This is a genomic window from Rhodanobacter hydrolyticus, assembly GCF_044904645.1.
Genome location: NZ_JADIKK010000008.1, coordinates 341267 through 353628 on the forward strand (window position 1 = coordinate 341267; position 12362 = coordinate 353628).

Sequence of the window (12362 nt, forward strand, 5' to 3'; positions counted from 1 at the left end):
GGGATGGCTTATCCCGCCAGGATCCCATGGTGCGACGACGGAAGATTCGATCGCGGAAAGCTCCAGGACCGGAACAAAAGCGAGAAGTCGCCCTGCCAGGCTCGCAAGACGATGCACTCGAATCCACGCAGGGCAGCAAGACGTCGGCCGCCCAAGCGGTAGCGCGCGCCACTGCCGCTCAATACCCTGCCACCCAAGACATCAGAACCTGTATGTCGCGCCGATCTGGCCGTAGCGACCCATGTACGAGTACAGCGATGGATCGAAGTATCCGCGGTTCACATAGGTCCACGATGCATCGTACGGCGGGGCACGATCGAGGATATTGTTGATGCCGGCATAGAGCTTCCAGTTCCTGAAGCCGCCGTAGCTGACAAGCAGATCGAGCTGACTGTACGACGCGACGTTGGGTCCGGAAACAATTTCCTGCGCATAAGGGCCGGTGAATTGCCAGGTCAGTGTCGTTGTCCATTCGCGATGCGTCCAGCTCAACTCAGTATTGCCTTTCCAGCGCGGGAAGGCCCCTCCAAACACCGTATCGTTCGCATCATTGTTTCCCGCCAGGTCTGCCGCGATGCCGTTGATGGGCATCTTGAAGCGCCGCACGTAAGCCCAATCGCCCGACAGGGTGAAGGTTCCGATCTTCGTGGGGAACCCCTGTTTGAACGTCGCCTCGAAGCCGTCGGTACGCAAGTACGCCAGGTTCTCGTACCCCAGGTAATAAATCGTCTGCCCTGGATTGGCATTGACTTCCGCCACGATACTCGGCTGGCCTATTACCTTGGTGACATCGATCTTGTACCAGTCAAGGCCGACATCCGTGCTGGCCGTCGGTGACAATTGGAATCCGACGTTGTAATTCTCGGTGTGCTCGGGCTTCAAGTCAGGATTCCCGACGAAATATTCGTCGACGTTCCGGGCACCTACGGGCTGAGAGGTCACGCTCGCCGTCTGATACAGTTCGATCAACGTTGGCGCACGAAAACCGCGGTCATACGAAGCGTATACCGTCAAGGCATTCATTGGCTGATAGCGCAGCGCAAGACGGGGTGAATAGACTCCGCCAAAATTTCCGTAGTAGTCATAACGTCCCGACTGGCTGAACGTCAATTCGCTCAGGAGCGGAACATCAATTTGATAATAGGCGGCAGCCATATTGCGTTCGCCATTTACCGCCTGGGTGAATGGATTCACAAAGCCGGTGGAGCCGGGAGCTATATATTCGCTCTGATGCTGGAGCTGAACGCCGAAGCCCATGCCGACGTCTCCAGCAGGCATGCTGAGCAGGTTTGATGTCGACGCCGTTGCATCCAGCGTGTCGAGCTTGGAAACGCCCCGGTCACGTGAAGCGCCGAGCACTCCCGGCAAGTCATCGAGGGTTTCAGCGCTAAACGTGGCGGGCGTCACCTCGTTGGTGTAATCCAGAACCGCTGACGCGTTAACCTGGCTGGTAAAGGTATTCGATACCTCGCTTTGCGAATGTCCGTAGGAAGCGGACCAGTCCCAATCGCCGAAATTTCTTGTGCCAAACGAACCTTTCACGCCGGATGAAAAACGATAAAAAACTGAGGTGGTGTCCCAGTCCTGCGCGTCCGGGAAATAATATGTCAGCGCGTTTCCGCCAACCGTGGGCGAGAATGCAGTGAATCCGCGATCTGCATAGTAGAACGATGGCACCAATGCATCTGTACCGAAGCCGGCGAGTCCAGACGCGAGCGAAGTGGTGTTGTAACTTGCCCATAGGTCAGCAAATGCCACAACGTAAACGCCGAGCTTGAAGTCGGCGTGCACTTTGGCGCTTGTATGCTCTACCTGTGGAGCGAGTGACTGGGCTTTGGCGCCGTTCTGGGAGCACACCGTGCCGGGCGTCTGGGTCTGCAGGTTATTTGCCGCAGATGTCATCAGGCCGGTCGGCCCGCATGGACTCAGTGCCTGCGGGCCCGAAGCTGTCGTGAAGAAAGAACTGGGCTGAGCGAAGAGGCCGCCAGGCAGCTCAGCGTAGTTTTCATTGCTCGTCATACCCCGTTGCGCGAGGGTGACGCCGCTGGCGTGATAGACATCAAGCGCCGCCGTCACATTGAAACGGTCCACATTCAAATCGCCGATGCCACCCAGCAGGCTGAAGTTCGTCATACCCTGGCCACCATGCTGCGCGCCCCCAAGGCTGCCACCGAGCTGAAGGCCCTGGAAATCCTTCTTTGTGATGATGTTGACGACGCCGGCAATCGCGTCCGAACCGTATTGCGATACCGCACCGGTTTTGACAATCTCGATGCGGTCGACCGCATTGATCGGCACCGTATTGATATCGAAAAATGTATCGGTGCCTCCAACTCCAAACGCGTAGGGCGCGGCACGCTGACCGTCTATCAGCACGAGGCTGTATTTCATGCTCATGCCGCGCAGCGCGATTCCTGCGCCGCCTGGCGCCTGGTTCATCAGCACCGTGTCCTCGCCCCAACTGCTAGCAGAATTGGCGCTGATGTCTCGAAGAAAATTCGACACCGTGGTGGCGCCGCTACGCTGGATGTCATTCTGCGTGACCGACTGAACCTGGTTGAAGCCAGTCCTGTCCGAACTGCGGATGAGCGAACCGGTCACCTCGACCCCTTGCAGCTGGGTAACCTTATCGCCGGATGGTCCCGTGGTCGCAGCGCCGGAAGGCACGGCCAAGGTCGACGCTGCCGCCGACACGCTTGCGGAAGCGCCCTGCAGGCTCTGCGCCAACACGGGCGCAGCAAATACGACCGATGACGTCAACTGGGCCAGGATCATTTTCTTGATGACTGCCATCCCCTTTTGCTCCATTTTCGACTCATCGCTTCTCAAGGATTAAGGCGGCGAATGCCGCTTCGAGAGCCGCGCCCACGTCGAGGCCGCGTCGGTGGAAAGACCTGACAATCCACGGGTTCGCGCTATCTCACGAACTGATGCTGCCGACGCGGTTGGCGACCTTCATTGCGGACTGAAAGGCTGCTTGCGCGGGTGTCACCACGCTAACCACTCGACCGACAGGGCGCGTCATCCTTTCGAGGAGGCGGCAATCGTTTCGAAGGAGGTGTGCCAGCTACCCCTGAAGGGCTACGCCTTGGTGTTGGTCTGGTCCGTATCGACCGCTGCTGCGTATTTCATCGATACCAGGGGGAGCGCTTTATAGAAGCTCACGCCGCGATACACGGGCGGAAGATCTCCAGCTACCGAGGAAAATAGGCCGCCCGCGTGGCTTCAGCCATCGAAAACCGTTCCAGCGTCAAGAATCGCTTTAACGCGCAAGAACTGGCATGAACTCTCCGGGACTCTGGCTACGTCGGCCTTTTGTCATGGCCAGCTACCTACCCGGCGAGCGTTTCAGCCACCCAACGGCAGCACCGCGCCTGATGGTCCGTGCTTCCACAGGAACCCTTCGTGAGGGAGGTAACTGCGCACGTGAAGCCGCCAAAAATCGCTGGTGAAGCGTCCACGAGCAGAAGCCCAGCCTTGCGCCAGGGCTTGCCTTATGGCGCCGTGATGGCCACCGCCGGCGCATCGAGCATGGCTGGTCGGTGCGGGTTGCCGAGTCTGGTTGCGCCACTGCTCGCGCTGGCCGTGCTGCAGGCAGTGTGGATACCGGTAGCCGGCACATTGCGGCATCGGGCCGAGTTTCGTTGTGGATGGGCGTCCTGGCTGGAGATCGGCCCCGCAAGCGAGCACACGGGAATCCACACCGTGCCGCTTGGCATGGCGGTGATTACCAGCGGAATGTCCGGGTTGAACTCCAGCCTCGCTGCATGGCCATGGTTGCCACCACCATTTGCGTGGCTGGTCGCGACATGGCTGTTGACGGTCGCGGGGGGCGGCCGATTCGCGTGCTCGCTGGCAGTCCATGGCTTGCAACTGAAGGCGATGGATGGAACGTGGTTCCTGGTGCCGGCCACCCTCCTGGGTGCGGCGATAGCCACGGGCGATGTCGCCACATTCATGTGGGGACATGCATTCGCCACGCTGGAAATACTGGCCCTGATGAGCGTCGCACTCGGCTGGCTCGGTTACTGCGCGGTCGCCGTCGTGGCGTTGGCGCGATTGCGGCGCTTCGGTTTGGAGAACGCGCCGCTGGCGCCGTGGTGGATTGCCATGGGTTGCGCGGGCCTGGCAGCGGCTGCGCTGGGCCGGGTGTCCCACATCGTTGCCGGTGAGGTGCACCTGCGGACGCTACTTTCGGAAACCATGGTGGCAACCAGCATCTTCTCCATCGCCTTGTGTGTGCCAGTGCTACTCGGCAGCGCACGGTTTTTACTCCGCTACTGCCGGTTTCGTAACGCGGCTGTCTGGACACCCACTTTTTCGACGGCGGTATTCGCACTGGGAAGCTTTCAAGTAGGGAGCGACCTGCCCTCGGCGTTCTTTCGGTCGATCGGGTTCGCGGCAGGCCTGGCTACGCTCGTGTTCTGGACGGTCACGGCAGGCTGGAACCTTCCAAGGCGTATGAGCATGTGTTGATTGCACGCTGCCTACTCCTTTCGGATGTGGCGACTCGCGGCGAGCCACCTTTATAACTGCCGCATGAAAGCAGGCATGACTCGCATACCAGGTGCCGAACTCGGCAGCATCGTCTTTATCGGTGTTATCGCGGCGGCTGCACGAATGACGGGTTTTGACCTTCTGATGTTTCCGGAGTTCGGAGCGCTCTCCAACGACATCATGAAGCGCCCGTACGGCACCTGGGCGACGGCGCCCGTCATGCTCGTCATTACGCCGCTGGTTACTGCAGTGGCGGGACTCTGGATTACCGATCACCTGGCGTTCGGAGTGGCGTCCGTGTTGCTCGACGTGGTCGTTACCATGGGCGTGATCGAGTTGATTCAGTCACCGATCGCTCCGGGCATTTCCGCCGGTCTGCTGCCGCTGGTTCTTCAAGTGCACAGCTGGTGGTATCCCCCTGCCATTACGGTGGGCACGGGCGCGCTGGCCATCACCGGCATCGTCCATCGCAGGTTTCAGCCGAAGCCTGCGGTTTCCCTGGCGCGCGATGAAGTGGACGACGACTTGGAAAAGGCCGCAGCGAAGCCAGTATGGCTACTGCCCTTTGCACTCGTATTGACTGCCCTCGCTTATTTGGCAACGTGGACCGGGCGGCACTTTTTGCTGTATCCACCGCTGGTGGTCATTGGCTTCGAGATGTTCGCGCACCCGCTCGTATGCCCGTGGGCAGATCGGCCTTGGCATCTTCCTCTGGCCTGCACCCTGAGCGCGTTGATCGGGGTGAGTCTGGTTACCTGGCTCGGAGCGGGCGTGCTGGCGGCGATGCTGAGCATGGCTGCCAGCGTGGTGACGCTGCGGGTACTCGCTTTGCGCGCACCGCCGGTGCTTGCCGTAGGCCTGCTGCCGATGGTGCTGAACTCGCCCGACTACAGCTTTGCCGCCAGCGTCCTGGTCGGCACATTGATCCTCACCATCTCATTCCGTCTTTGGCAAGCCACCTGCTTGCGCTTTATGGGACTTCACCTGCCGGCAGACCGTTGATCGCCCACAAGCTCAGCCATCCTGGCCAACCAGCATCTCCCAGGCCCCGCTGCAAACAGGGATGTCAAGGATGGCACCGCGCCTCGGCGCCGGTCACGTCGCCCCATGGCGCCGAAAGGAAGCCGGGCTCGTGCCTATCCGACGCTGAAAGGTCTTGATGAAGGCCGACACGGATTGGTAGCCCACCTGCTCGGCCACCGCATCGACCGACAGGTTGCCGGTAAGCAGCAGATCGCAGGCCAGCTGCATGCGTATCGAGGTGAGCAGGTCCATCGGCGACGCATCCGCTTTCTCGGTGAAGTGCCTGGCGAAGGTTGCGCGCGACATGTTGGCCTTGTGCGCGAGCGACTCGACCGTCCAATCGCGACCGGGCTCCTTCATCATGGCCAGCAACACGGCGCTAAGGCGATGGTCGATCAGCAAGCCAAGCAGCGAAGGGGCGAGTCCCTCCTGCGAGATGTAACGGCGCAGCGCAAGCACGAACAGCACTTCGCTGAGTGCCTTGGTGATGGCAAGCGAGCCCTGATCCAACCGGGCGGCTTCCCGGCGCAACGTGGTGACGATGCTGTCCAGCAAGGCCATGCCTTCCAACTCGGCCATCGGGACATACAAGGCGTCCGGCAAGGTATTCATCAGCAACTGCGCGCCGCCGTGGCCGTAACTGAAGTGGCCGCACAACAGATCCATATCCACGGGACCCGCGGTATTGCTGCGCTCCGGCAACGGCCCGTCGTTGTCCACGCCCGCTTCCGCGGAGGCGCCATGGCCGGTGCCTTGCACCACGTGAGCCGCGCCACGCGGCAACAACACGAAATCGCCGGTATGCAACTCCAGCATTTCACCCTTGGGCAACAGCAATTGCGCCGTGCCCCGCAGCATCAGATGGAACGGTGCCTTGCCGGGTTCGAGCTGCTCGTGATCCAGCGCGAAGCTGCCCGCCATGCGGCAGCGCAAGTCCAGGCTGCCTTGGACACCGGACACTGCGATCAGCTTGCTAAGCGCATCCATGAGACGATTGAGCCACTTATTGAGATAAAGACATGCTAACACTCTCCGCATGGCGTGAAAAACTATCCACACCTGAGAGGCCGAAGGGTCGGTCTCCACCTGATAGAGGGCATAGCCATGTTGGATTGGAAGAACTACCGCAAACAGCTCGTCGCCCGGATCGGCGAAATCGGCGCCAGCAGCCCGGACACGCTGGCCGGCTACCAGACGCTTTCCAAGGCCGGCAACAAACACAACCTCCTCGGTGCCAAGACGCGCGAGTTGATTGCGCTGGCGGTGGCGGTCACCACCCGCTGCGACGGCTGCATCACCGTGCACGTCGCCGAGGCGCTCAAACACGGTGCGACCCAGGAAGAGATCACCGAAGCGCTCGGCGTGGCGGTGGCTCTCAACGCGGGTGCCGCGATGGTGTACTCGGCGCGGGTCATCGACGCCGTCAAATCGCACGAAGCGGCGTGACCGGGAATCCGGAAACCCGAATCGTCAATTCGCATCCTGATCGTCCTATCGGCCAAGGATGGCCGGTACGACACTCCAGAAATACACCATCAACCTGGGCTTCACCATGGCAAACGAGATGTCCATGCGAGCGGCGGTGCTCGAGCAGCACAACGCACCGTTCAAACACGCGCAGATCGCCCGGCCGACCATCGCGCCCGGGCATGTGCTGGTCCGGGTCAGGGCAAGCGGCGTCAATCCGCTGGACCTGAAGATCCGCGCCGGAATGGCGGCCCATGCCAAGCATCCGCTCCCGGCCATCCTCGGCATCGATATGGCCGGGGTTGTCGAGGCGCTCGGCGAAGGCGTGGCGTCCTTCAATGTGGGCGACGAGGTCTACGGCATGACCGGCGGCGTCGGCAACGTGCAGGGCTCGCTCGCGCAATACGCCGTGGTCGATGCGCGCCTGCTGTCCGTCAAGCCGAAATCGCTGAGCCTGCGACAGGCAGCCTCCATGCCGCTGGTCTACATCACGGCATGGGAAGGCCTGATGGATCGCGCAAACGTGCGCGAGGGGCAATCGGTGCTCGTGCAAGGCGGCGCCGGCGGTGTGGGCAATGCGGCAGTCCAGCTTGCCAGGGCCGTGGGGGCACGCGTGTTTGCCACCGGCTCGCCGGGCAGCGCGGACATCATCCGTCATTACGGCGCCATCCCGATCGACTACACCAGCGCCACCGTCGACGAGTACGTGGCCCGACACACCGACGAGGTGGGCTTCGATCTGGTGTACGACACCGTCGGCGGCAGCAGCCTGGACGCTTCATTTTCCGCCGTGCGCCGGTTTGGGCACGTGGTGAGCTCGCTGGGATGGGGCAGCCACGCATTGGCGCCGCTTTCATTTCGCGCCGCGACCTATTCCGGGGTTTTTACGCTGCTTCCCTTGCTGAGCGGACAAGGCCGCGAGCATCACGGGGAGATCCTTCGTGAAATCGCCAAACTGGTCGACGCAGGGAAAATTCACCCACGCGTCGACGAACACCGCTTCGGCCTGGACAGCGTGCACGACGCACACGCTCTGCAGGAAAGCGGCAAAGCCGCTGGAAAGATCGTGGTCGACATCGACTGACATTCGGGGAGCCGGCTCTTCGGGCACCTCGCCGTCGGCCGCCCCGCGAATGAAGCGTAGCTGCGTAGAGATACCGCACACCTGCTCCACTCTGCCCTGGGGAAGCCTGGCGGCATCCGTTATCCAACCACAGGGGTAAATTCCATGCCGTTCGTCAACGTAAAGCTCGTCGATGGTGTGTTCACCAGCGAAGAAAAGCATGCCATGGCCAAGGACCTCACCGACGTGATGGTGAAGTACGAGGGATCCGAGGCCTTTCGCGAGGTCGTATGGGTGCTGATCGAAGAGCTCCACACGGATGGCTGGCATATCGGAGGCCGCCCATTCGCCGGACCGAAGTCGCTGATGGAAAACCTTGGCAATTCGAAGAAAATCTACGAGATGATCGACGGCAACCCTGCCAGCAGGGAAGAGTTCTCCGCGATCCTTCCGCCGCACAAAAAATAGGCGCATGCGCACCTGGCCTCGCTGCCGCATCGGAAACAGGCAGCGAGGTTCGCGCCGACGCTCAGCGCTCGATAATGCCCCGCCTTTGGGCAATCTGGACTGCCTGCGTGCGCGAGATCGCGCCAAGCTTGCCCAGGATGTTTTTCATGTGGACCTTGACTGTCGCTTCGGAGATGCGTAGCAGCTCCGCCACGTTGCGGTTGGGCAGTCCGCTGGCAACGTGCTTCAGGACCGTGGTTTCCCGCGAAGTGAGGTCCTCGTCGATGGCGTGGTCGGCAATCGCGGCCGCTATCTCGCGCGGGATCACTCTCTTGCCGGAATGCATGGTCCGGATGGTATCGATCAGGTCGTGCCGCACCGAGCTCTTGAGGAGATAGCCGCGCGCTCCCGCCTTCATGGTGCGGAGCGCCTGCGCGTCGCCGCGAAACGTCGTCAACACCAGGATGACGACGGCAGGAAATTCCTCGTGCAGGGTGCGGATGGCTTCTTCACCCGACATGCCCGGCAGCTCCAGGTCCATCAACACGATGTCCGGCCGGTGTTTGCGGTATTGCTCGATCGCCTCTTCGCCTGATCCCGCGGTCGCGACGAGCTTCATGTCCGGCTCGATCTCGAGCACCGCGGCAAGACCATCCAGCATGATCGGATGGTCGTCGACCGCGAGGATGCAGATGATCGGATCAGGCGAGCTCATGGCAATTCCCCACTTGACGTCCAAGACTAGTCGGGGGCATCCGGTTTGCTATCCCGCCCTTTGTTTTCACGCCGATGTTGCGCCCGATCGAGACCTTTTTCCAGCCATTGCTCCGCCCGATCCAAGGCCTCGGCCAGCTCCTTACGGATGGGGTGGGCCGGCGGCAATCGACGTGCGATGGCTTCGAAGCGAAGCAGCATGCCCTGCCCGGACTGAAGCAGGGACTCCTGTTCCGCGTTGGCCTCGCATTTCAGCGCAGCCTGCTCGGCGCGCGATTGTGCCTCAAGCCGCGCGTGCCGGCGCCGCCAGCGGATCAGTGCCCCAAGCATCAGCAGCATTCCCAGAGCACCCAGCAGACTCGCTACAACCCACCACGCCCCAGGACAGGTCCACGTAATGGCATGCATGCTGATACTCCTCTCGCTCCCGTGCTTGATACCTCTCGCCACTCAAATCGGGATCACCCGGAAGTGGTAGCCGACGTGCTTTCCGGCCAATGGCCGCGCATCGCCGCACGATCCCGGCAACGGTAGGCACCGGGGCTCAGGCCCAGTGTTTTCAGAAACACATGACTCATGTGGCTCTGATCGCAGAAGCCGCATTCGGCGGCAACAGCCGCCAGACTTCGACTGGCGTCGCGCAACAGCTGCTGCGCCCGCTCCAGGCGCTGCATCACTATCCATCGGTGGGGGGGCATGCCTACCGAACGCCGAAACGCCTTGCCAAAATGCGATTTCGACAAGCCGCAGGCCGCGGCGACATCGGCAAGCAAGGTCGAGCCGTCCATACCCGAGATCAACATGTTCTTGGCCAGTGTTGCTTGCCAGGGGCGCAAGCCCCCACTTTCTGTTTGGGAGTCGCCGGCGACGGCGTGGGCCTGTCGCAGGGAACACAAGGCAGTCACCAGGTGGCGGACGAAGGGTTCGGCGCCACGGCATCCTTGCGTCAAAGCCGCCAGGATGGCGCTGCCGAGCACACGCTCCGCGCCTATTTCCTGCACGTCAGGCGGCAGCTTGCGCGCCACCTCGAGGCAGACCGGAACGTGCAGATAAATCGCGCTGCAGGACGAGGCGTCGGCCGGTGTACGCGCGGGGATATAAGCCACCGCCAGGCCACGCGCCGTCCGCGCCACGTTGATGCGGATGGATGGTGCGCCATCCGGCGTCGGGCGCTCCCGCTCCGACGCGGACTCCACAGCTCTCTCGAGACACGAGTAATGCATTGATGACGACCCTCTCCTCAGCCGGTGCAATTGCCGATGGCATGCTGTGCTTCCGTGCATTCATCGCGCCGGCAAAGTTAGGTCAAGGTCTGGACGGCCAAATCGCCGGAAAGATCGAGACAGCGCTACCTCTTCCGGGTAGCCGTGACATGCGGCCGCGCGGATACCACCAAAGTGCTAGTGATGACACCGCTTCGGAGGGATGCCGGCTTCCAACCCGCTTGAGTAAATTGACGCCGCAACTTAGGACGTACCCGATTTGGTCTCCTCGGAGGTTTCGATCCCATGGCTGACGGCAGCGACTTCTACGCCTCTTCCTTGAACGAGGGCGTCATTGCCTCGCTGCATGGGGTGATCCAGGACGCGTCCCGGCATGCTGGGGGCTACGAAGACTTGATCAGACACCTCGAGCTTGCCTGCGCTGCCTTTGAGACCGAGCGGGCCAAACGCCATTCGCTGGTTTTCCGCGAGACGCGTGGCGCGCTAAGTACGCGCCAGTTGGCCGTCGCCAAACACGAGTTGGCAGAGATGGCATTCAGCAGCCATGTGTCGGCCCGGGTAGCCCGGGCCCTGTCGATGTCAACGGGACATTTTTCCCGGCTGTTCAAGGCATCCACCGGACTTTCCGTGCATCAATGGGTCATCGACCTGCGCATGGATCGCGCCAAGACACTGCTGCTCGAAAACTGTGACCCTATCGCAGAGATAGCGCTGTGCTGCGGCTATACGGAGCAATGCCATTTCACCCGTACCTTCACGCGGGAAGTCGGCGTCAGTCCAGGATCATGGCGTCGAATGTTCACCGCCCTTCCCTGCGAGTAAGTCGAGAATCCCTCGCTCGGTCTCGCAGACGGCGCGTGGCCAGCCAGATCCGAATGCCGTCCCGAGGACGATCGGCACCGGATGTCGGCCCACAGCGTACTGCTTCGTCGCTGCGATCCACGGTGCCCACCGGCGCGCGAAATGGGCCCGCGCGGAGCGTGAGAACCGATTGCGTTGAAGTGACGAACCGTTGAGTTGAACTAGCGCGGCGCCCGCCATCCCCAACCCACCATAGGAAATGCCATGTCAACCTGGTTCATCACGGGAATCTCCCGCGGCTTTGGCCGGACCATGACCGAAGAACTGCTCCGCCGCGGACACACCGTCATCGGCACCACGCGAAACGGCAAGGGGCCGTTCGAGCACAACAACCTGCGGGTGTTCCGGATGGACGTGAATGACCCGAGCGAAGTCACCGCCATCATGCAAGCGGCCGTACAGGCCGCAGGGCGCATCGATGTGGTGGTCAACAACGCAGGTTACGGATTGGTAGGCGCCGTCGAGGAAGTGTCAGACGCCGAAGTGGATCACGTCATGGCGACGAATTTCGGCGGCACGCACCGCGTCATCAAAGCCGCGCTGCCCTTTCTTCGGGCCCAGGGCTCCGGGCACATCGTGAATTTCTCTTCCGTTGGCGGCTTCGCGGGGTCGGCAGGATTCGGCATCTACTGCGCCTCGAAATTTGCCGTGGAAGGCATGTCCGAAGCGCTGGCGATAGAGCTGAAGCCGTTGGGCATCAACGTCACCATCGTCGAGCCAGGCTATTTCCGCACCGAATTTCTTTCGCGCGACTCGGCCGTCGTAGCCGCCACACACATTTCGGCATATGCCGACACGGCGGGTTTGACGCGCAGCAATGTCAGTGTGGTGGACGGACGTCAGGCGGGCGACCCGGTCAAGGGCGTCGCCGTGATCATCGATGCCGTGGAATCAGGCAAGCCGCCCTTTCGTCTTCCGCTGGGCGCAGACAGCATTGCCCGTATTGAACAGAAGATGGCCCAAGTGCAAGCCGACATCGCGGCTTGGCGCGATCGAACGACCGCGACAGCGTTTGATGACTGACGAACGCCATGCGGAAGCAGGCGAGGCGCAGCTCCGTGACTTCA

Annotated in this window: 12 protein-coding genes; 7 read left to right on the top strand and 5 right to left on the bottom strand. The window is 61.6% G+C overall.

From position 1 onward, the window contains the following. Positions 1-201 precede the first annotated feature (201 nt). Complete coding sequence (locus tag ISP25_RS04020) at positions 202-2793, bottom strand: TonB-dependent receptor (protein WP_404611841.1); 2592 nt, start codon at positions 2791-2793, stop codon at positions 202-204. 684 nt (positions 2794-3477) lie between these two features. Here ISP25_RS04020 and ISP25_RS04025 point away from each other — a divergent pair. Together ISP25_RS04025 and ISP25_RS04030 are read left to right on the top strand one after the other, a co-directional pair. Beyond that, entirely contained in the window at positions 3478-4476 is a 999-nt protein-coding gene (locus ISP25_RS04025) for an SLAC1 family transporter (RefSeq protein ID WP_404611842.1), read from the top strand. A gap of 63 nt (positions 4477-4539) precedes the next feature. Beyond that, the gene (locus ISP25_RS04030) at positions 4540-5499 is read left to right on the top strand and encodes a hypothetical protein (RefSeq protein ID WP_404611844.1); all 960 of its coding nucleotides are present in this window, start codon (positions 4540-4542) and stop codon (positions 5497-5499) included. A 93-nt stretch (positions 5500-5592) separates the two neighbouring features. Here ISP25_RS04030 and ISP25_RS04035 read toward each other — a convergent pair whose 3' ends face one another. Next, positions 5593-6507, bottom strand: coding sequence for a cupin domain-containing protein (locus ISP25_RS04035; RefSeq protein ID WP_404611845.1), 915 nt, complete (start codon positions 6505-6507; stop codon positions 5593-5595). 117 nt (positions 6508-6624) lie between these two features. Between ISP25_RS04035 and ISP25_RS04040 the strand changes: the two genes are divergently transcribed. The 3 genes from ISP25_RS04040 to ISP25_RS04050 all read left to right on the top strand — a co-directional run bounded on the left by ISP25_RS04040 (position 6625) and on the right by ISP25_RS04050 (position 8518). Further along, positions 6625-6966 (top strand): carboxymuconolactone decarboxylase family protein, encoded by a 342-nt coding sequence (locus ISP25_RS04040; protein WP_404611846.1) that lies wholly within the window; start codon positions 6625-6627, stop codon positions 6964-6966. Positions 6967-7090: 124 nt separating this feature from the next. Then, positions 7091-8071 carry a zinc-dependent alcohol dehydrogenase family protein gene (locus ISP25_RS04045; protein WP_404611847.1) on the top strand — a complete coding sequence of 327 codons (981 nt, stop codon included), beginning with the start codon at positions 7091-7093 and terminating at the stop codon, positions 8069-8071. 144 nt (positions 8072-8215) lie between these two features. Next, positions 8216-8518: a tautomerase family protein gene (locus ISP25_RS04050; protein WP_192157425.1), complete on the top strand. Its 303-nt coding sequence runs from the start codon at positions 8216-8218 to the stop codon at positions 8516-8518. 61 nt (positions 8519-8579) lie between these two features. On the opposite strand, the gene ISP25_RS04055 is transcribed toward ISP25_RS04050, so the two are convergent. From ISP25_RS04055 to ISP25_RS04065, 3 genes are all read right to left on the bottom strand, one after another. Continuing rightward, a complete protein-coding gene (locus tag ISP25_RS04055; protein WP_192157423.1) occupies positions 8580-9212 on the bottom strand; it encodes a response regulator transcription factor in 633 nt (210 codons plus the stop codon). A 26-nt stretch (positions 9213-9238) separates the two neighbouring features. Next, positions 9239-9550, bottom strand: a complete 312-nt coding sequence (locus ISP25_RS04060) for a hypothetical protein (protein ID WP_192157421.1) — start codon at positions 9548-9550, stop codon at positions 9239-9241. A gap of 122 nt (positions 9551-9672) precedes the next feature. Beyond that, the gene (locus ISP25_RS04065; RefSeq protein ID WP_404611850.1) at positions 9673-10236 is read right to left on the bottom strand and encodes a helix-turn-helix domain-containing protein; all 564 of its coding nucleotides are present in this window, start codon (positions 10234-10236) and stop codon (positions 9673-9675) included. Between the two features lie 483 nt (positions 10237-10719). Here ISP25_RS04065 and ISP25_RS04070 point away from each other — a divergent pair, with 483 nt between their 5' ends. Together ISP25_RS04070 and ISP25_RS04075 are read left to right on the top strand one after the other, a co-directional pair. After that, positions 10720-11256, top strand: a complete 537-nt coding sequence (locus ISP25_RS04070; RefSeq protein ID WP_404611851.1) for a helix-turn-helix transcriptional regulator — start codon at positions 10720-10722, stop codon at positions 11254-11256. Between the two features lie 243 nt (positions 11257-11499). Further along, positions 11500-12318: an SDR family NAD(P)-dependent oxidoreductase gene (locus ISP25_RS04075; protein WP_404611853.1), complete on the top strand. Its 819-nt coding sequence runs from the start codon at positions 11500-11502 to the stop codon at positions 12316-12318. Positions 12319-12362 lie beyond the last annotated feature (44 nt).

Excerpts from the sequence above, each read along its gene's own strand:
- ISP25_RS04035 (WP_404611845.1), bottom strand. The coding sequence starts at position 6,507 with ATGGATGCGCTTAGCAAGCTGATCGCAGTGTCCGGTGTCCAAGGCAGC.
- ISP25_RS04060 (WP_192157421.1), bottom strand. The coding sequence starts at position 9,550 with ATGCTGCTGATGCTTGGGGCACTGATCCGCTGGCGGCGCCGGCACGCG.
- ISP25_RS04070 (WP_404611851.1), top strand. The coding sequence starts at position 10,720 with ATGGCTGACGGCAGCGACTTCTACGCCTCTTCCTTGAACGAGGGCGTC.
- ISP25_RS04055 (WP_192157423.1), bottom strand. The coding sequence starts at position 9,212 with ATGAGCTCGCCTGATCCGATCATCTGCATCCTCGCGGTCGACGACCAT.
- ISP25_RS04045 (WP_404611847.1), top strand. The coding sequence starts at position 7,091 with ATGCGAGCGGCGGTGCTCGAGCAGCACAACGCACCGTTCAAACACGCG.
- ISP25_RS04040 (WP_404611846.1), top strand. The coding sequence starts at position 6,625 with ATGTTGGATTGGAAGAACTACCGCAAACAGCTCGTCGCCCGGATCGGC.
- ISP25_RS04050 (WP_192157425.1), top strand. The coding sequence starts at position 8,216 with ATGCCGTTCGTCAACGTAAAGCTCGTCGATGGTGTGTTCACCAGCGAA.
- ISP25_RS04030 (WP_404611844.1), top strand. The coding sequence starts at position 4,540 with ATGAAAGCAGGCATGACTCGCATACCAGGTGCCGAACTCGGCAGCATC.
- ISP25_RS04075 (WP_404611853.1), top strand. The coding sequence starts at position 11,500 with ATGTCAACCTGGTTCATCACGGGAATCTCCCGCGGCTTTGGCCGGACC.
- ISP25_RS04020 (WP_404611841.1), bottom strand. The coding sequence starts at position 2,793 with ATGGCAGTCATCAAGAAAATGATCCTGGCCCAGTTGACGTCATCGGTC.